This window comes from Micromonospora desertarenae, from assembly GCF_056150265.1.
In genome coordinates, this window is sequence record NZ_JAXCFQ010000017.1 from 144,353 (window position 1) to 163,974 (window position 19,622).

General features: G+C 75.0%; 12 protein-coding genes and 1 pseudogene. 2 read left to right on the forward strand and 11 right to left on the reverse strand.

All coding sequences use genetic code 11. The annotated features are described in order from the left end of the window. The first annotated feature begins 342 nt into the window (after positions 1–342). Positions 343–8,547, forward strand: coding sequence for a protein kinase domain-containing protein (locus SM577_RS27985; protein ID WP_474588381.1), 8,205 nt, complete (start codon positions 343–345; stop codon positions 8,545–8,547). 55 nt (positions 8,548–8,602) lie between these two features. Here the strand turns inward: SM577_RS27985 and SM577_RS27990 are convergent, their stop codons facing one another. The 6 genes from SM577_RS27990 to SM577_RS28015 all read right to left on the reverse strand — a co-directional run bounded on the left by SM577_RS27990 (position 8,603) and on the right by SM577_RS28015 (position 15,175). After that, entirely contained in the window at positions 8,603–9,472 is an 870-nt protein-coding gene (locus tag SM577_RS27990; RefSeq protein ID WP_302919857.1) for a hypothetical protein, read from the reverse strand. A gap of 141 nt (positions 9,473–9,613) precedes the next feature. After that, a complete protein-coding gene (locus SM577_RS27995; RefSeq protein ID WP_474588382.1) occupies positions 9,614–10,201 on the reverse strand; it encodes a GNAT family N-acetyltransferase in 588 nt (195 codons plus the stop codon). A 1-nt stretch (position 10,202) separates the two neighbouring features. Next, a complete protein-coding gene (locus SM577_RS28000; RefSeq protein ID WP_474588388.1) occupies positions 10,203–12,233 on the reverse strand; it encodes a penicillin acylase family protein in 2,031 nt (676 codons plus the stop codon). 97 nt (positions 12,234–12,330) lie between these two features. Further along, positions 12,331–13,170 carry an ABC transporter ATP-binding protein gene (locus tag SM577_RS28005; RefSeq protein ID WP_302920415.1) on the reverse strand — a complete coding sequence of 280 codons (840 nt, stop codon included), beginning with the start codon at positions 13,168–13,170 and terminating at the stop codon, positions 12,331–12,333. Positions 13,171–13,199: 29 nt separating this feature from the next. Next, the gene (locus SM577_RS28010) at positions 13,200–14,228 is read right to left on the reverse strand and encodes a FecCD family ABC transporter permease (RefSeq protein ID WP_302919855.1); all 1,029 of its coding nucleotides are present in this window, start codon (positions 14,226–14,228) and stop codon (positions 13,200–13,202) included. After that, positions 14,225–15,175, reverse strand: coding sequence for a FecCD family ABC transporter permease (locus tag SM577_RS28015; protein ID WP_231928855.1), 951 nt, complete (start codon positions 15,173–15,175; stop codon positions 14,225–14,227). Before SM577_RS28015 ends, SM577_RS28010 begins: the two co-directional genes overlap by 4 nt. Positions 15,176–15,393: 218 nt before the next feature. On the opposite strand from SM577_RS28015, the gene SM577_RS28020 reads away from it, so the two are divergent. Beyond that, positions 15,394–16,425 carry an ABC transporter substrate-binding protein gene (locus tag SM577_RS28020; protein ID WP_302919854.1) on the forward strand — a complete coding sequence of 344 codons (1,032 nt, stop codon included), beginning with the start codon at positions 15,394–15,396 and terminating at the stop codon, positions 16,423–16,425. A 97-nt stretch (positions 16,426–16,522) separates the two neighbouring features. On the opposite strand, the gene SM577_RS28025 is transcribed toward SM577_RS28020, so the two are convergent. The 5 genes and pseudogenes from SM577_RS28025 to SM577_RS28045 form a co-directional block, all read right to left on the reverse strand. Further along, positions 16,523–17,035 carry a GNAT family N-acetyltransferase gene (locus SM577_RS28025; protein WP_302919853.1) on the reverse strand — a complete coding sequence of 171 codons (513 nt, stop codon included), beginning with the start codon at positions 17,033–17,035 and terminating at the stop codon, positions 16,523–16,525. Between the two features lie 10 nt (positions 17,036–17,045). Next, entirely contained in the window at positions 17,046–18,629 is a 1,584-nt protein-coding gene (locus SM577_RS28030) for a serine hydrolase domain-containing protein (protein ID WP_474588383.1), read from the reverse strand. A gap of 33 nt (positions 18,630–18,662) precedes the next feature. After that, positions 18,663–18,980 carry a hypothetical protein gene (locus SM577_RS28035; protein WP_302919851.1) on the reverse strand — a complete coding sequence of 106 codons (318 nt, stop codon included), beginning with the start codon at positions 18,978–18,980 and terminating at the stop codon, positions 18,663–18,665. Continuing rightward, the gene (locus tag SM577_RS28040; RefSeq protein WP_474588384.1) at positions 18,977–19,312 is read right to left on the reverse strand and encodes an ArsR/SmtB family transcription factor; all 336 of its coding nucleotides are present in this window, start codon (positions 19,310–19,312) and stop codon (positions 18,977–18,979) included. The genes SM577_RS28035 and SM577_RS28040 overlap by 4 nt, the downstream gene beginning before the upstream one ends. 212 nt (positions 19,313–19,524) lie before the next feature. After that, positions 19,525–19,622 (reverse strand): annotated as a pseudogene (locus SM577_RS28045) (C39 family peptidase); the annotation flags it as partial.

A 19,622-nucleotide genomic window follows, 5' to 3' on the forward strand; every position in this document is an offset into this window, starting at 1 on the left:
GGAACAGCGGGGCGGTCGCCGGACCGGCGCACCGGAGCCCGACCACCCGGGCCCGTCCCGACCGTAGCCACTACCGGGCCGGTCCACCATCCACCGGAGCCGGGGCGCCGTCGACCGTGGCGTTCCGCCTCGGGCGAGCCTGCGGCGGCCGATCGTCCAGTCTGTAGGGTTGGTGGGGTGGCCGCGCGCCACCGTCGTCGCCGCACCGCGGTGCGGGGGCGGACTACTGTCGGGATTCTGCCTGTGCGGCAGTGCCGGCCGGCAGCACAGTGGAGGGCCGGCTTGTCGGCGGGCGTGGCGCCGACGGTCGCCGCGCATCCTACGGGGGGCCAGGGGGTGGTCGTGAGCATCACGGAGGAGGAGCCGCCCCGGACTGATGTCGCGGCGCAGGCGCTCGTCGCCGTCGTCGACGCCGACGCGCACGACGCGCTGGGCGCCGTCCCGGCGTCGATCCTGCGCGACGCCGCGGTGGCGGTCGCCGTGCTGGTCCGCGAGGCCGCGCTGGTCGCCTCCATCGTCACCCCCGACGACCGGCGCCGCGACGAGGCCGGCGCCCGGGCGGTACGGCTGCTCGGCCGGCTGTGCGACGCCGCGTACGCCGCCGAGGACCACCAGCTCAGCCAGTTGCTCGACTGGTTCGCCCGGGCCTGGCTGGGCCGCCCGTTCAACGGCGCCATCTACGGCGACCGGCACCTGCCCGAGGAGGTGCACGCCCCGCTCGCCGCGCTGACCGAGCAGGTGGGCGAGGCGCCGGTGATGATCTGCGCGGCGGCGCACCAGGAACTGGAGCGGGTGCTGGGCGACCTGGAGCGGGACGCGTTCCGGCTCAGCGCGATCGACCGGGAGGTGACCGGGCCGCTCTTCGTCCGGCCGGTGCGGGAGGTGATCGAGGCGGCCCGGGCCGGGCAGCCGCACGACGCCGGCCTGCTCGGACAGCGGCCGGAGGAACTGGTGGCCGTGGTCAACCGGACGCTGCGCGAGCCGATCCCGACCAACGGCCGGCGCTGGCCGCTGCTGGTACGGGCGACCGAACAGATCCAGGAGCACGTGCGGCGGTCGATCGAGCTGGGGCGGCTGGCGCAGGGCGCCGTCGCGCCGCCCGCCGTACCGGGCGAGGCGCTGCCCGCCCCGCTGGACGAACTCCTGACCGTCGCCCTCACCGCGGCCGAGCCGCCGGCCGGCGAGCGCCTCCCGGAGGCGCTGGCCAGGGCCGCCCTCGCGCACACCGGGACCGCCGAGCTGGGTTGCCGGGTGGCGGGCGTGCTGAAGGGTCTGGACATCGCGACGGCCGAGGTGGAGGAGGCCCTGTCACCGTTGCAGGACCTGCACGAGCGGGTCCTCGAACTCGCCGCCCGCTGTCCCGACGACGCCGAGGTGGAGGAGGTCGCCGCGCTGATCGGCGAGGGCATCGCCGACTGCGACCTCGGGTACGCGCGCGACGGCCTGGACCTGCTCACCGCGACGGTGCGCGGCGCGGAGCTGCGGCGCCGGCTGGCCCGGGCCGGCAACCGGATCGACGCCATGCCGCCGGACCGGGCCCGCAGCGCCGGCCCGCACCTGCGGGCCGCCCGGATCGCCGTCGACGAGCAGCGGTTCGAGGACGCCGAGTTCCACCTCACCGAGATCGACGGGCTGACCGACCCAGGGCCGCGGACCGCGCCGACCCCGCGTACGCCGGAGGCGCCGCCGGCCCCCTCGCTGGAGGACCTCAAGCGCCGCCGGGACGTCTCCGACGTCTCCGCCCTGTCGGCGGCGATCGAGCAGGCCGTCGCCGACGGCGACCGCGACGAGCTGCTCGCGCTGGCCCGCCGTCTCGGCCGGCCCGACGCGGCCGAGCTGGTCGACGCGATGATCGACCGGTACGCCACCGACGGCGAGCTGGTCGAGGCGCTGCTCTCCGGCCTACCGCCCCGGCAGCGGCCCGCGGTGCTGCACCGGCTGGCCGAGGTGCGGCGCAGCCGGGGTGACGAGGCCGGCGCCGAGGAGGCGGCGCGGCGCAGCCGGCCCCCGGTCCCGCCGGTGGAGCTGGCCGCGGCGTCGCCGCTGCCGGCCGCCCACCTGCTCGTGCCGCGCACGAACACGTCGTCCGGCGCCGACGACGCCCGCCCGTCCGCTGCCGAGATGGCCGACACGCTGGCCGACGAGGCCCGCGCCGGCTCCGCCATCTCGCTGGGCTGGGCGGTGGGCCAGTACGTGGTCGCCGGCGAACCGGTGCGCGGCCTGGAGCTGTACCGCGAGTGCGCCGAGCGGTTCTACGGCAACGCCACGCTGGCCTGGAACCTGGGCTGCGCGTACGCCGCGGCCGGCTGCCGCGACGAGGCGGTCGGCGCGCTGCGGTACTTCCTCGACTTCATGGCCGACCGGGTGCCGGCGGAGCAGCGCGCCGCGCTCACCGAGTTCCTCCGCCACCACGGCGAGCCGGCGCCGGACTGGACGCCGACCCCGGTGCCGGCGGCCCTGCCGCACCACGTCATGCAGGCGCAGGAGAAGGCCGCGAAGGCCCTCTACGAGCAGGGCCAGGCCGAGGCCGCGCTGCGCCGGATCCGGCGCCTGCTGCGGCTGGCCCCGCACTCGCCCGGCGCCTTCCTGCTGCTGCGGATCTGTCGCGAGCAGCGCTGGCTGGACCAGGCCAGCGAGGCGGTCGCGGAGATCGCGGCGGCCGGGGCGGCGAACTGGCGCCACCACTACGAGCTGGCGCGGATCGCGGTGGAGGTCGACGCCGTCGGCATCGCGGAGGAGCACCTGCGCACCGCGGCCGGCCTCGGCGCCTCGATGGACGAGCTGTACCGGTTGCGGCAGCGGATCGGCGCCGACCGGCCGGTGGCCGCGGCGCGCCTGGACGGCGCGGCGGAGACCGGCGCACCGGCGCTGCCCCCGCTGCCGCAGCCGCGCGACCTCGTCCGCGAGGTGCGGGCCGCCATCGCCGACCCGTACGACCCGTCGCACCTGGTGGAGCTGGCCCGCCAGGCGCTCATGGTGATGCCCTCGGCCGCCACGGTGATCGTGGACGAGGTGCTGGCCGCGCCGCACGCCGACGAACTCGTCCGCGAGCTGGTCCGGTTCCTGCCGGCCGAGGGTCAGCTCACCGCGGTGCTGGTGCTGGCGCCCGAGCTGGGCCGCGCGGGCCGCACCCGGGACGCGATCGACCTGCTGCGCGGCATGGAGACCGTCGTCCGGCCGACGGAGCTGCCCCGGGTGTGGCTGACCCTGCAACGGCTGATGCGGGACGCGGGCATCGACCCGGAGACCGAGCCGGGCGGCTGGCTCCGGTTGCCCGCCACACCGGGACCGCCCCGACCGGACGGTCCCGCGCTCGCCCCGCCGCCGTGGATCACCGAGATCGCCGTCACGTCCGGCACCCCGCCCGCCGTCCACCGGGCCCACCAGGTGCAGCTCGAGCAGGGCCCGGCGGCCGCGGCGCAGCTGTGGCGGGACGCGGTCGCCGCCGGCTTCGGCCTGGCGCTGCCCAACGCGCTCGGCACGCTGGTGCTGACCGGCCGGGCGGGGGAGGCCGTGGCGCTCTACCGGCAGACGTCCGACCGCCTCTACCTGGTGGCCAGCGCGGCCTGGAACCTCGGCTGCGCCTTCGCGCACCTCGGCGACCTGGAATCGGCCGGCGCCGCCTTCGAGTACCACACCCGGGTCACCTCCCGGACGTACCTGCCCGAGCAGCGGGCCGCGCTGGAGCGGCTCTTCGCCGAGCTCGGTCGCCCGCTGCCGATGCCGATCGCCCACCCCGGGTGGCGTCCCGTCCCGTCGCCCCGGTCGGCGCCGGCGGGCGGCGTGCCGGCGGCCCGCGCCGTCGAGGCGTTCCGGCGTGCCCCGGACGCGCACAGGTTCATCGTGGCCAGCTCGGCCCTGCGCGCCGAGATGGCCGACGCGGCACCGGACCGGCAACGGCTGCTGCTGGCCCAGATCGAGGAGATGTTCGCGGAGCTGCCGGCGCCGACGGCCCATCCGTACGCCGAACGCATCCGTGCCCTCGCGCTGGCCGGGGAGGACCAGCGGGCCTGGGCGATGGTGCTGGACTGCCTCGACCGGTTCGACCTGGCCGCCGACCTGCTGGCGCCGGCCCTGGCCCTGGCCAGCAGCCGGGCGCGGGCGGCGCAGCTCGAGGCGATCCTGACCCGGCAGGCCGACGGCGGGGACTACACCCGCTACCTGACCCTGGCCAAGCTCGCCCGCAAGCGGGGCGACGGCACGGCACGCCGGCGGTACGCCGAGGCCGCGCTGCTGCACAACCCCTCGTCGGCCGAGGCGCGGCAACTGCTGGGCAAGGGCGCCCGGCCGACCGAGAGTCGGCCGCTGCGGGAACGCCGGTCGGCGCTGGAGGACCTGGTGCGGTCGATGACCACCCGGGAACCCGCCGAGGTGCTCAAGCAACTGCCGGACTACTCGGCCGAGATCATGCGGCTGGAGAGCCGGGCGGTCGACGTGCTCACCCCGTACCCGCCGCGCGACGAGTTCATGGACATCGAGGACGAGACCCGGCCGTCGGTGGACGCCGGGATCCGGGCCGCGCGCAACGAGGACTGGCCGCTCGCCGCGACCGAGTTCGGCGCGGCGCTGCAGATCCAGCCGCGCCACCTCGGCGTGGCCCGGAACACCGCCGGCGCGCTCATCCGCCTCGGCCGGTTGCCGGACGCCCGGGCCATCGCGGAGTCGATCTCCTACAGCCACCACGGCAAGCTGCTGCTCGCGCAGCTCGCGTACGCCGAGAAGGACCTGGACCGGGCCGCGGAGTACCTCGCCGAACTCTCCGTGGCCAGCGTTCCGGAGGCGAACGCGTACGCGTTCGGCCTGGCCGGCCTGCGCCTGCACCTGCAGAACCGCCCCCGGGAGGCGGCCGAGGCGCTGCTGCGCCGCGCCGAGGACGCGCTGCCGGGCCGCCCCGAGTTCTCCACCGCGATGGCCGCGGTGATCGCCGACAGCCACGGCCACGACGACCTCGTCCAGCGGGCCGTCGGCCTGCTGTTCGCGCCGCGGCTGACCAGCCAGCAGGCGGTCACCTGGGCGATCGAGCGGCAGCGGCTGGAGGCCCTCGGCGCGGCCCACGCGCCACAGTTGCGCCCCGACGACCTCGCCCGGTTGGTGGACCACTTCGCCGCCGAGGACCCGGTCCGGATGCGCAACTTCCTGGACCGGCTGGCGGACCGGCTGCCCGCCGACCGCAACCGCGAGGTGCGGCTGCTCCGCGCGCGGGTCGCCGAGGAGTGCGGTCTCATCGAGGACGCGTTCGCCGCCCGGTTCAGCCTGCTCGACCCGAACGCCCGGGACCGCCGGGCCATGCTCGACGACCTCACCGCCTTCTGCGAACGCACCCTCTACGTCGAAGGGCTGGAACGGGTCCTCGAGGTCAAGCGGGAGTGGCAACTGCTCACACCGCTGGACCGCGACCGCGTGGAGGCGCAACGCAGCAGCATCGAGTACCGCCGGTCGGTCTACCGCGAGAAGATCAACGCCACGCTGTGGGAGATCCAACGGATCAAGGCGGACGACGACATCGCCCGGGTCGCGTCGCCCCTGGCGGCGCTGACCGACCGGCTGGTCGGGTTCACCGAGGGGACCGGCGTCGCCCACGCGGTCCGCCGGCTCGCCACGTTGTGGCAGCGCTGCGTCGAACTGCTGCCCCTGGTCGGTGACCCGGTCACCGACGTCGGGCTGCGCAGCGAACTGCTGACCGTGCTGCGGCAGATCCGGGCACTGCAGGGCGGTCTCGGCTCCCCGGTGGTCGAGGAGGCGGCGGCCACCGTCGGCAAGTGGCTGTACGGGCGGTGGGAGCAGATCGCCCGTGACCAGCGCAGCTCCACCGGCGCCATCGAGGTGAACGTGCTCGCCGCCACCCGGATCGTCGGCGGACCGGTGGAGGCCGTCGTCGAGTTCACCGCGCACGTCGACGTGCGGGAGCTGCGCGTCCGGCTCGGCGGCCAGACCACCAACCTCGGGCCGTTGGACGCCGAGGACCAGCGGACCGAGGGGTTCTGCGCGGACGTCACCACGGACGACGTGAGCCTGACGGTGACCTTCCAGACCGCCGACGGCCTCCGCGACGAGATCGTCCAGCAGCTCGCCCTCGAGGTCGGCGACCAGCACGAGCATCCGGTCCGGTCGCTGTTCACCCCGAACGTCACAGCGACCGGGGACATGTTCTTCGGCCGCAACGCCGAGCTGGAGAAGCTGCGCCTGGAGTACGGCGAGGCGCACAGCCGCAACGCCACCATCCGCAGCCTCACCGGGCCGCGGAAGGTCGGCAAGACCTCGCTGTTGCAGTGGCTGGAGACCGACGGCCCGCCGCAGACCTGGAAGATCCCCTACGTGCTGCCGATCTACCTGGACGTCAGCTCGTTCCCGTCGGGCGTGCACCCGCTGGGCCGGATCGGCCGGACGATCGCCTCCGCCGCCGAGGCGCTCGCCGCGCAGGGCCGGTTCACCGAGCCGGTGCCGCCGCCACCGGCCGAGCCGGACGACGCGCAGGCGTTCATCCGGTGGTGCCGGCGGCTGCGGGCGGCGTGCGCCGAGCGGATCGGTTTCCTCGTCATCCTCGACGAGGTCCAGGAACTGCTGAAGGACCTGCACGCCCGGCAGGAGCTCGGCCCGGTGGCGGCCAGCCTGCGGACGATCGCCAACAGTGGCGCGGTCGCCCTGCTGCTCTGCGGCTCGTGCACCGGCGCCACGCTCAAGGCGCTGCTCGCCGGCACCGCCCTGCAGGACGAGTTGCAGACCGAGACGCTCGGCTACCTCGACCGCCGGGCCACCGAGCAGGCATTCGAGGAGGGCTTCGCCGGGACGGCCCGCATCCTGCCGGAGGCGAAGGCCGAGGTGTGGCGGCTGACCGAGGGCCACCCGAACCACATCCACCACATCGGCAAGGACGTCGCCCTGCGCCTGACCACCGACCGGCGCCGGCTGGTCACCCGGGGCCTGGTCGGCGAGGTCGGGCTCGCCATGGCGAAGACCTCGGCCGCCACCATCGGCATCGTCAAGCTGGACACCGAGGGGCCGGACGGTCGGGACCTGCTCGTCCAGCTCGCCAACCGGGCGCAGGGGGCGATCGACCTCGGCGAGACGGCCGAGCTGAAGCGCGAACTCGACGCGCGGCACATGGACCAGATCGACCGCTACCTGCTGATCGGCCTGCTGCGGGTGGACCGCGAGCAGTACCGGTGGGCGAACGAGATCATCAACCTGCACGTCCAGCACTTCGCGGAGCGGCAGTTCTCCCAGCTGCGGTTCACCATCGAGGAGAGCCACCTGCACGCCAGCCAGTACGAGACCCAGCGGACGTACTCGCTGGGACCGTGCCGTACCCGGCTGGTGATGCGGGAGGGGCAGTTGTTCACCGCGAAGCGGGTGACCCACACGACCGACACCGGCGGGCGGTCGCGGGCCGACTCGTCGGCGCTGACCGGCGACGAGACCGCCAAGCTGGTGGACGAGTTCCTCACCCACCTGTCCCGCACCCCGTTGACCGGCGTGCCCCGCTACGTCGGCCGGGAGGGCGACTGGTTCCTCTTCGACCACGCCGAGGGCCGCTCGCTGGCCGAGATCGCCCGGATGCAGCGCGACGTGCCGACCGAGCCGTACAAGCTGGTCCGGTGGATCGCCGCGGCGTGCGACGTGGTGGAGCGGGTGTTCCGGGCGCGCGGGATCACCCACGGCAACATCAAACCGGGCAACGTGATCGTGGACGACACCACGGTCAGCGTCGTCGACTGGGGTCGCGGCACCCACGACGGGTCGGCCAATCCGATCAGCGGCGGCACCCTCGGCTACCTGAGCCCCGGCTATCTGCGCCGGCTGGAGCAGGACGAGGGCGGCGCCCTGCCGACCGACGACGTCTTCGCCCTGGGCGTGGTGCTCTACCAGATGCTCGACCCGAACGGCGAGCTGCCCTACGGCACCGATCTCGGCGATCTCGACAGCTCCGGCCGGCCGGTCGGCGCCCGGCCGTTGCCGGTCGAGCTGCCGCTGATGGCCTGCCTGAGCCGGGCCATCGCGCTGCGGGACGAGGACCGCTACGTGACCGCCGGCGACTTCGCCCGGGACCTGCGGCTGGCCGTGCCGGAGGCGGCGCCGGAACGGCCGGCCGAGTTCCCACCCGCGCCCGCGCCGGCCCCCACGACGGACCCGCGAGTGATCATCCAGCATGTAGAGAGGGTGGACCTGATGAGCAAGGACAGCGTCAGCATCAAGGACAGCTCGGTGGCGAACTCGGTGGTGGGCAACCGGAACCGGGTCGGCACCTTCGCGGTGAACGCCGGTGCCGAGACCTCGGAGCTCGCGGCGCGGATCGCGCAGCTCGAATCCGCCGTCGAGGCGCTGCGGGCCGAGCTGGCCCCGGGGGTCGCCGACGGCGTGGCCCGGGACCTGGCGGCGTTCACCGGCGAGGCGACCGCGGAGACGCCGCGCCCGGACCGGCTCCAGCGCATCGGCGCGGACATCGTGGACGCCGCCGAGACGCTGCCCGCGTCCACCCCGCTCTTCCAGCGGGTCGGGCTGCCCGTGATCACCCTGGTCAACGAGATCATCAACATGATCGCCGGCTGACGGCTGACGGCTTGTCGCGGGCGGCGGGCCGGGGGCGCACCCCGGCCCGTCCGTCCTAGCGGGAGACGTGCTGCGTCTCGGTGAACTCGTCGTCGCCCTCGGTCCAGCGCATGACCACCGTGAACGCGCGGCCGTCCCCGAACGCGCCCATCAACGGCCAGGAGAACTCGCTGCCCGGGAGGATGTCCGGCGCCTCGTCGCCGTACAGCCGGGGCGGGGTGCCCTGCCCGGCGAGGCTCTCGACGCCGACCCGCACCCGCTCCGCCTTCGCGTCCCCGGCGTTGGTGACGACCAGCCGCTCCCGGCGGGTCCGGTACTTCACCGCACCGCGATCGTCCCGGTACTGCTCCCGCTCGCTGTCGTACCGGGCGCGCAGCACGGCGTGTTCCCGGCCGGTCGGGCGGCGGGGCGCCGCGCCGAGCCCGAGCAGGTCGAGATCGCCCTCGATCGCCTGCCGCACCTGGTGCCCGAGGTCCTCCGGGCTGGCGTACGTGCCGAGCAGCCCCAGCTTTGACAGCTGCTCCTGGAACGAGCGCAGGGCCTGCACCTGCCCGAGGTCCGCGTCGCGGGGGATGGGCTCGGTGGAGAAGTAGACGTGCACCGGCTTGCCCGCCGCGTGCGACCGTTCGATCTCCTCCGCGGTGCCGGACACCGCCGCCGCCGTCGCCATGCCGAGCCGCGAGTCGAACAGGGCGATCACGATGTCGGCGCGGTCGACGAGCTGGTCGTTGATGACGCTCTGCGCGCTGCCGCCGAGCCGGGGCACCGCGTTGGTCTCCCACCGCCGGGGCAGCAGCACCACCTGTTCCCGCTCGGCGCGGGCGGCGTTCCAGCCGTGCAGGGCCTCGGTCACCGCGTCCCGTTCCGCGGCGGTGTCTCCGGGCGAGGCGATCAGCACCCGCAACACGTGGGCAGTGAAGGGCATGGCGACCAAGGTATCGGACCGCGGCACCGGCTCGACCCGCCCCGTCGGCCGGTCGCCGTGCCGCCCGCCGGGGCCGGTCGGCGGGCCCGCGGCGCGGCCGGATCCTCGCCCGGACCGGCCGGCGGGCCGGTCGCGCCGCCGTCAACGGGGCGCGTCGGCGCGCTCCAGGAAGAGCAGCTGGGCCCGCTTCTCCGGCAGCTCGACCTGCGGGCCGGCCACGAAGCCGGTACGCAGCAGCCGGCGGATCGCCCGCTCGTTGCGCGCGTCCGGCTCCACCACGATCCGGTGCCGGTCCGGATCGGACAGCACGAAGCGGAGCATCTCCCCGACCACCGTGCCGGTGAACCCGTGCTCGGCCGACGTCGGCGGGCCGAGCAGCAGGTGGATGCCGTAGTCGCCGGGGCGGACGTCGTAGCACTCGCCGACCGGGTCGGCGTACGGGTCGTAGGTCTGCAGCAACGCGACCGGCACCCCGTCCCGGCGCACCAGGTACGCGTGGTGCGTGGGCGACGAGTCCAGGTAGCGGTAGATCTCCTCGACCCGCTCCCGGTCGGCGTCGAGCATCCCCCAGAACCGGGCCCGGTCCTGGGTCACCCAGCCGTGCAGCAGGTCGATGTCGGTGTCCGGGTCGACCGGCCGGATGGTCACCGTGCCGAAGCCGGGCACCTGCCGGGCGTACCGGTGCGGGTCGGGTCCGGGCTCGGTGGCGATGGGCTGCTCAGTGCTCATCTCACTCCTCGGTGAGCTGCTCCCAGTCGGTGGTGACCGGGGCCAGTCGCCCGGTCAGCCAGAGCGGCTGCTGGTCACGGTGGTGCGGGTCGCCGGGCACGCCCGAGGCACCCAGTGGCACCACCCACCGGCTCTCCTCGCGCCGGCCCAGGTCCCAGACGTACCGGGCGACCGGGGCCCGCAGGCAGACGTCGGTCACCCCGGGGACGCTGGAGGTGGCCAGCACGCAGTCGTGGTCGCCGGCCAGTTCCGGCCCGGGCTCGGCGGCCGGCTCGGGCAGGGCGCGCCACGGTGCGAGCCGGTGCCGCTCACCCCAGTTGCCGGTGGCGTCGGCGGCGGCCACCTCCTCGGCCGCCGCGTGCACCAGCGCCGGGCGGTCCACCTCGGGCAGTCCGTCGCGCAGCAGCGACTCCAGCGCGTAGCCGACCCGCGGGGTAAGCGCCAGCCAGGGCCGGAACAGCTCCGGACCGGCCGGCGGGTCGGCGAGACCGGCCAGCGCGGGGTGGGCCGCGAACCGGCGGACCACCGCGGCGCGCAGCGCGGCGAAGGCCGCCGCGTCCACGCTGTCGGCGTCCATCCGGCGGTCCCAGCGGCGCAGCCGGTGGCGCAGCGCGGCGGCCCGCGGGCTGAGTCCGCTGAGGCCGTCGAGCAGCGCCAGCAGCGGCTCGGCCGAGCCCAGATAGGTGTCGGTGTGTACGCGCGCCATGTCCGCGGCCCGCCAGGCGGTCGACGCGTCGAGCAGGTGGCGGATCCGGTCCGCCCGGTGCGGCGGGGCGAACTCCACCCCGAGCGGCGCGGCCAGGCCGCGCTGGTTAGCCATCACCGCGACGCCGTCCACCTCGGCCCGGGGGAGCGGGGCGTGCCAGCCCTGCCAGGCGTGTCCCGGCTCCCAGGCCGGCACCACGCGCAGCCGGTTGTCCGGGTGCCGTACCGGCACCGCGCCGGCGACCCGGTGCAGCAGGCCACCGGCGGTGTCCGCGGCCTGCACCACGTTCACCGGCTCCACCCAGTGGTCGAAGGCGGCGTCCACGTCGGCGACGGTACGCGCCCGCAGCAGCGCGGGCAGCGCGGCGAAGCCGAGCCTCCCGGTGACCCGGGGCGGGTAGCGCAGGCTGACCGCCGCGCCCTCGTCCGGGCCGCCGACGATCACCGGGCCCCGGTCGGTCTCCACCACCTCGACCTCGACCGGAGCCGAGCCGGCCACCTCGATCGTCTCCACGTGCGCCCGGGCCGGCCGCCAGCCGTCCGGCCCGTACGCCTGCACCGCCGTGCCGCGCCGGCGCAGCCGCTCGGCGTACAGGTCCTGGTAGTCGGCCATCGCGTTGGTGATCGACCAGGCGACCTCGCCGGCGTGCGCGAAGTGGCCGAGCCCGGGCACCCCGGGCACGGCGAACCCCACCACGTCGTACTCCGGGCAGGCGAGCCGGACCTGCTGGTAGATGCCCGGGTCCTCGACGAAGCGGTGCGGGTCGCCGGCGAGCAGCGCCGCCCCGCTCGCGGTGCGCTCACCGGCCACCAGCCAGCCGTTGCTGCCCGAGGTGGCCGGCCCGTCGGTGTGGAAGAGGGTGATCGCGCCGTCGCCCAGGTGCCGGGCCACGTGCTCGCGCCACAGCTTGCCGGGGAAGCCGGCGAAGAGGATGTGGTGGCTCAGCCAGAGTGCCAGCGGGGTCCACGGCTGCCACCGCCCGGGGGCCAGGCCGGCGGCGGCGAACTCCGGCGCCCGGGCGGCGCCCTCGGGCAGCCCGGCGTTGACCCCGTCGACGTAGTGCCCGACCCAGCTCGCGGTGGCCGGGTCGAGGCCGGCGTGGCAGCGCCGGGCGGTGTCGTCCAGCCGGACCCGGCGGGCGAACCGGTCCCACTCCACCGCCTCCGGGCCGAGGAACGCCGCGCTGGTGCCCTGCGACCGGTGCCGCTCGACCTCCAGCTGCCAGGCCCGGTCGACGGCGGCGTTGCGGCCCTGGGCGAAGGCCAGCTCGTCGGGGCTCTCCGCGCGCAGGTGCGGGACACCCCAGGCGTCCCGGAAGACCCGGATGGTCATCGCCGGCCCCCGCCACCGGCCGGACGGCCGGCCGCGCCGCGCCGGGCGGTCCGGTCGCTCAGGGCGCCACCGTGGCGCGCGGTCCGGTCCCTCACGGTGCCACCGCGGCGGACGTCCCGGTCGCCCACGGCGTCCCCGCGCCGGCCCGGCGGCGGGCGGCGGGCACGACCAGCGGGGTGCCGCTCTCCGGGTCGTCGATGACCCGGCAGGGCAGCCGGAACACCTCCTCGACCAGCTCGGCGGTGACCACCTCGGCGGGCGGTCCGGCGGCCACCACCCGACCCTCGCGCATGGCGATCAGGTGGGTGGCGTAGCGCGCCGCGTGGTTCAGGTCGTGCAGCACCGCCACCAGGGTGCGGCCCTGCTCCTCGTGCAGCCGGGCGCAGAGGTCGAGGATCTCGATCTGGTGGGCGATGTCAAGGTACGTGGTCGGCTCGTCCAGCAGCAGCAGCGGCGTCTGCTGGGCCAGCGCCATGGCGATCCAGACCCGCTGCCGCTGCCCGCCGGAGAGCTCGTCGACCGCGCGGTCGGCGAGGTCGGCGACGCCGGTGGCGGCCATCGACTCGGTCACGATGCGCTCGTCCTCGCGCGACCACTGCCGCAGCAGCCGCTGGTGCGGGTAGCGGCCACGGGCGACCAGTTCGGCGACCCCGATCCCGTCCGGCGCGATGGACGACTGGGGCAGCAGCCCGAGGGTCCGGGCGACGCTGCGCGCCGAGCGCCGGTGGATGTCCTCCCCGTCCAGCAGCACCGCTCCGGCGGCCGGTCGCAGCAGCCGGGCCAGCGCCCGCAGCAGGGTCGACTTGCCGCACGCGTTCGGGCCGATGATCACCGTGAAGGACCGGTCAGGTACGGCGACCGTCAGGTCCTGCGCGACGGTGCGCCGCTCGTAGGCGAGCGTCATCGCCTCGCCGCTGAGCCGGTGCTGCATGGTCGGTGCTCCGTTCTCGTTCGTGGTCGTCACAGCCGGCCCGCCTTCCGTTCGGTGGCCAGCAGCCAGACCAGGTAGCCGCCGCCGATCACGCCGGTGACCACGCCGACCGGCAGTTGGTGCCCGCTGAACGCCCGCTGCGCCAGCTGGTCGGCGCCGACCAGCAGGGCCGCGCCGACCGCCATCGCCGGCAGCAGGTTCGGCCCCGGTGCCCGGGTCAACCGGCGGGCCAGGTGCGGCGCGGTGAGCGCCACGAACGACACCGGCCCGGCGGCGGCCGCGGCGAGGGAGACCAGCAGCACCGCCGCGCCGAGCAGCAGCAGCCGCACCCGCTCCACCGGCACGCCCAGCGCGCTGGCCGCGTCGTCACCCAGCTCGATCATCCGCAGCGCCGGCCCGCGGCCGAGGAACACCACCGGCACCAGCACCGCCAGCGCGATCAGCAACGGCAGCGCGTTGACCCAGCCCCGGCCGTCCAGGCTGCCGGTGAGCCAGAGCACGGCCCGGGCCGCGTCCATCAGCGGCGCCCGGGTCAGCAGGTAGCCGTTGACCCCGGTGAGGATCGCGGTGACCCCGATGCCGACCAGGATCAGCCGGAAGCCGGGCAGCCCGTGCCGCCAGGCGAGGGCGTGCACCAGCACCCCGGTGACCAGCCCGCCGGCCACCGCGGCCGCGCCGAGCGCCAGACTGCTGCCGCCGACCACGACCACCAGCAGCGCGCCGGTGGACGCGCCCTGGGTGAACCCGAGCACGTCCGGGCTGCCCAGCGGGTTGCGCACCAGCGACTGGAAGACCGCGCCGGCCAGGGCCAGGGCGGCGCCGACGCAGACGGCGGTGACCAGCCGGGGCAGGCGCAGCTCGGTGACGATGAACTCCTCCGCCGGGCTGCCCCCGCCGGTCAGCGTGCGCAGCACGTCGGCGGCGCTCATCGGGTAGTCGCCGCTGCCCAGGGCGAGCACGCCGAGGGCCGCGGCGAGCAGCGCGCAACCGGCGCCGACGACGAGCGCGCGCGGGCGCAGCCGCAGCGACACCCCGCCCGGGGTACGCAGGACGATCACGGGTGGGCCACCCTTCCCCGCCGGATCAGCCACAGGAACAGCGGCCCGCCGAGCACCGCGGTCACCATGCCGACCTGGAGTTCGCCGGGGCGGCCGAGCACCCGGCCCAGCACGTCCGCGCCGAGCAGCAGCACCGGCGCGAGCAGCGCGCAGTAGGGCAGCAGCCAGCGCAGGTCCGGCCCGGTCAGCGCGCGGACCAGGTGCGGCACCAGCAGCCCGACGAAGACGATCGGGCCGCAGGCCGCGGTGGCCGCCCCGCAGAGCAGCGTGATCGCGGCGATCACCACGGCCCGGATCAGCGCCGGCCGGGCGCCCAGCGCCCGCGCCGAGTCGTCGCCGAGGGCCAGGGCGTTCAGCGGGCGGGCCGCGACCAGGGCGACCAGCAGGCCGGCGCCGATGAACGGCAGCACCCGCAGCACCGTCGCGGTCTCGGCGCTGGCCAGCGAGCCGACCGTCCAGAACCGCAGCCGGTCCAGGGACGCCGCGTCGAGCAGCATCACCGCGCTGACGTACGAGTAAAGGGTGGCGTTGAGCGCCGCGCCGGCCAGCGCGAGCCGGGCCGGGGTGGCCGCCCGGCCGCCGCCGACCGCGTACACGCCGGCGGTGACGGCGGCGGCGCCGAGCAGCGCGAACCAGACGTAGCCGTCGATCGCGGTGACGCCGAGGAAGGCGGCGGCGGTGGCGACCGCCGCGGCGGCGCCGGCGTTGATGCCGAGCAGCCCGGGGTCGGCGAGCGGGTTGCGGGTCAGCGCCTGCATCACCGCGCCGGCCACCCCGAGGGCGGCGCCGGCGAGCAGGCCGAGCAGCGTACGCGGCAGCCGCATCCGGTGCACGACGGCGTACTCGGCCGAGTCGGGGTCGAGCAGCCCGTGCCACACCTCGGCGAGCGGCAGCTGCTTGGCGCCGACGGCGATGCTGAGCACGGTGACGGCGACGAGGAGCAGCAGGGCGACGGCCAGACCGGCGGCCCGCAGCGCGGCACGGCCGCTTCGGGGCGGCGGCGGCACGGCCGGGATCGCGGGCAGGTCACCGCTGCGTGGTGACTGGATGACGGACAGTGTGAGCTCCGATTTGGGGGCGCCGAACTTGACAGGCGATTAGGTTAGGTTAACCTAACCGGGCTGTCCACGGTCACCCCCTCCGACCCTGATCGAAAGACGACGTCATGCCTGATCCCGTGTCCGCCCGTCGACTCTCCCGCCGCGGCCTGCTGGCCGGTGGCGCCGCCACCTTCGCCGCGCTGCTCGCCGGCTGCGGTGGCGACGGTGACTCCCCATCTCCGGCGGCCAGCAAGGGTTCCGGCCCCTGGTCGTTCACCGACGACCGCAACGAGAAGGTGAGCGCCGGGGCTCGGCCGACCCGCGTGGTGGCCTTCACCGGCACCGCGGCGGCGTTGGTCGATTTCGGACTCGACAAGCAGGTGGTCGGCGTCTTCGGGGAGACGAAGCGAGCGGACGGCACCAAGGACCCGCAGGCGGGCGACCTGAACGTGGAGAGCGTGGAGATCCTCGGCAACGTCTGGGGCGAGTTCAGCGTCGAGAAGTACGCTGCCCTGCGCCCGGAGCTGCTGGTCACCCACATGTACGACCCCGGAGCGCTCTGGTACGTGCCGGACGAGAGCAAGGACAAGATCCTCCCGCTGGCCCCCAGCGTGGCCGTGACCACCGCCCGGGTGCCGATGACCAAGCCGATCGAGCGGTACGCCCAGCTCGCCGAGTCGCTCGGCGCCGACCTGTCGGCCAAGAAGGTCACCGACGCGAAGGCCCGCTTCGAGGCCGCCGCCGAGTCGGTCCGGCAGGCGGTGAAGACCAACCCGGGCATCAAGGTGATGGCCGCCTCCGGCAGCCCCGACCTGTTCTACGTCTCCAACCCGAAGGTCAGCACCGACCTGATGTACTTCGCCGAACTCGGGGTCGACATCGTGGTGCCGACCAAGCTCGAGGCCGGCGACTACTTCGAGGCGCTGAGCTGGGAGAACGCCGGCAAGTTCCCGGCCGACCTGATTCTGCTGGACAACCGCAGCACCGCGCTGCAGGCCAAGGACCTCACCGCCAAGCCGACCTGGGCGCAGCTGCCGGCGGTCAAGGCCAACCAGGTCACGCCGTGGGACGCGGTGCCGCGCTTCTCGTACGCCGGCGCGGCGCCGCTGCTGGAGAACCTGGCCAAGGCGATCCTGGCCACCAAGAAGGTCAGCTGACACCTCTCGTCCGCGACGGGTCCCAGCTCCGGCACCACGCCACCCGTCCCCGGCCCGCGCCGACCCCGGTCGGCGCGGGCCGGAACGCCGCCCGGCGTCAGGCGGCTCCCGGCACGCTGGCGTCCGGGAACTCCTGGTACATCACGTGCAGGCCGACCCGGCCGAGGCTGGGGTGCCGGAACGCGCCCGGCACGGTGCCGACCACCGCGAAGCCCTCCCGCCGGTACAGCTCCACGGCGGCGGTGTTCGTCGCCACCACCGCGTTGAACTGCATCCCGGCGTAGCCCCGCGAGCGGGCCCAGTCCAGCGTGTACCGGCACAGCGCGGTGCCCACGCCCCGGCCGCGCGCCTCCCGGGCCACCATGAAGCTCGCCGTGGAGACGTGCGAGCCGGGCCCCGGTCGGTTGGTGCCCATCTTGGCGGTGCCGAGCACCGCCCCGCCGTCCACCGCGACCACCGTGAGCCCCGGCGGCTGCTCCACCCACATGTCGTACGCCTGGCCGGCGGTCATCGCCGGGTCGTAGGGAAAGGTCTCCTGCGCCCGGATCACCTCGTGGAGGATCGGCCACACCTGGGACCAGTCGGACTGCGTGAACGGCCGGATCTGCACGGCGAGCACCCTAGGGGCCGTTGACCGGGGCCGGCAACGTCTTTCCGCCGGGCCGGGCGGACGCCGCCGGGCGCGGTGTCCGGGACGCCGCACCGGCCAGCGCGGACGCGACGGTCACCAGCGCGAGGGCCCCGGCCAGCGCGGCGACGGCCAGCACGGCGTGCCCGGCGTCCGGCGCCCAGAGGAGCAGCGTGTCGAGGCCGCCCACGAACCTGGGCAACACCCCGAGCGCCGCGCCGGCCAGGGCCGCCCACCCGGCGGCCACCACCAGCGCCCGGACGCCGGGCCGCGAGCGGCGGAGCTGCTGCGGGAGTCCACCCGGCCCGGCCCGGACCGACCCGGTGCGGTGCCGGCGCACGGCGCGTACCAGCGTCGCGGCCAGCACGAGCAGGAGCAGGCCGGCGAAGCCGAACAGCACGGGGGCGATGGAGAGCAGCAGAGTGTCGTTCTCTGCCGGTGCGGGTGCGGCCCCGAGCAGGATCCGCACGATGTCGAAACCGGCCGAGGCGAGCGCCGGGTCCGCGGCCGGGTGGTAGAGGTTGGCCAACACGATCACGGCCAGCTCGGAGCCGGGCACCAGTACCAGGTGCGTGAAGTAGCCGGGGGTGGCGCCAGCGTGCCAGACCAGCCGGGTGGCGCCGCCGTCCAGAGCGGTGTCCCGCCAGCCCAGGGCGTACCGGCCGCCGCTGCTGATGGGGGCATGACCCCGGTGCATCTGCTCGACGCCGCCGGCCGACAGCACCTGGGCCGACCCGTACCGGCCGCCGTCGAGCTGGGCGACCGCGAAGTGGCCGAGGTCCGCGAGGCTGCTGGCCAGGTAGCCGTACGGAACGCCGGAGGTGTCGTACGGCGGGTCGAAGCGCTGCGGCCGACCGAGGTAGCGGCGATGCCCCGCGGGCAGCCGCACCTGCTCGGCCTCGCCGGCGGTGGCTGCCGTGCGCCGCATCCCCAGTGGCTCGAGCACGGCACGACGCAGGTGGCGGGCGAACGTCTCACCGGTGACCTCCTCGACCAGCGCACCCAGGATCATGTAGTTGGCGTCGCTGTACCGGTGCCCCGCACCGGGCGGCCCGGCCAGCGGCACGCCGGCGAGGTCCCGCACCGACCGGGCGAGCCCGCCCTCGGTGTTGTCGAAGCGGTCGGTCAGACCGATCGTGGCCACCTCGGGCAGCCCGCTGGTGTGGGTGAGCAGCTGCCGGACGGTAACCCGCGCGGTCTCCTCGGCACCGTTCAGCCGCAACCACGGCAGGTAGTCGCGGGCCGGTGCGTCGAGGTTGATCCGGCCAGCCTCGGCGAGCTGAAGTACCGTCAGCGCGGTGAAGGGCTTGCTCACCGACCCGAGCAGGAACGGGGTCTGTGCCGTGACCGGTGTGCCGTCACCGGTGAGGCCGAGGACGTGTTCCTGCACCACCCGGTCGCCGCGGACCACCGCCACCGCGAGTCCAGGTATGTGGTTGGCGTCCCGATAGCGGTCCAGGTAGGTCCGCACCCGGGTGGTGTCGTCCTCGGCGGCCCGTGCCGGGATGACGCCGGTGGCGCCCAGGCAGGCGACCGCGATCAGTACCGTCGCGGCCGGGCGTGACCAGCGCCTCAACGTCGTGCCTCGTATCTGTCCCATGGAGTGCGGTCAGCCGATCTGGCTCAGCAGACGCTCCAGCTCGGTCAGGCGTTCCCTGACCTTCGCCAGTTCCACGTGGGTCGCCTTGACGTCCGACCGCAGGCCCTGCAGCTCCGCGGTGGTCTGCTGGGAGCTCTCGGCCAGGCGCGCCTGCGCGTCGGATGCCTGCTCGGCGAGGCCGCGGTAGTGCGCCTCCCGAGCGGCGGAGTGCCGGGCCCGGTAGATGCCCAGCGCCACGAACGCCACGATCGCCACCAGGGCGATCAACAGGACGGTCGACGTGATCATCCCGATCTGGGCGACGTTGTCGGCTGCTGCTGTCGTCACTTCTCTTCCTTTCCGGAGCCACCGGCTGCCAGTGTCGGTACGGCCGCCGCGACCGTGGCGGGGGTCAACGACAGCGCGAAGGGCACGACCTCGAACCACTTCACCGAGCTGCCGTCGGCTGCTGTCTCCAACGTGCCGGCGACCAGCCCGGCGGCCTCAAGCCGTTGCAGGTGCATGTAGAGCAGGGGCCGGTTCATCTGCAGGCGCCGCGCCAACTCGCTGACGTAGCTGCGCCCCTCCGCGAGTGCGGCGATGATCCGCAGCCGGTGCGGGCTCGCGAGTGCCGCGAGCGCGGCGAGCAGTTCCTCCCCGGTGGGCGGTGTCTCGTCCATTCCTCAGCCCTCCCGGTGTCAGAAGATGCTGACACCCCCCTGTCAGAAGATGCTGACACCCTGCCGGGTGGCTGTCAAGCCACTTGGGTAAGGGGTGCGGCGGCGGAGTCGTCGGTCGTTGCGTGGGTGGTGAAGACGCCGAAGGGCCGGCCCCCGGGTGTGGGGGTCGGCCCTTCGGCGTTTGGTGTTCGCTTGTTGGTCGCCGGTGGTTGTCAGGCGGTGTAGCCGCGGGTGGCGATCCAGTCGGCGAGGTTGTCGATGCTCATCCGGTAGCTGGCGGTGTCCGGGTTGGCCGAGTCGGCGATGGTGA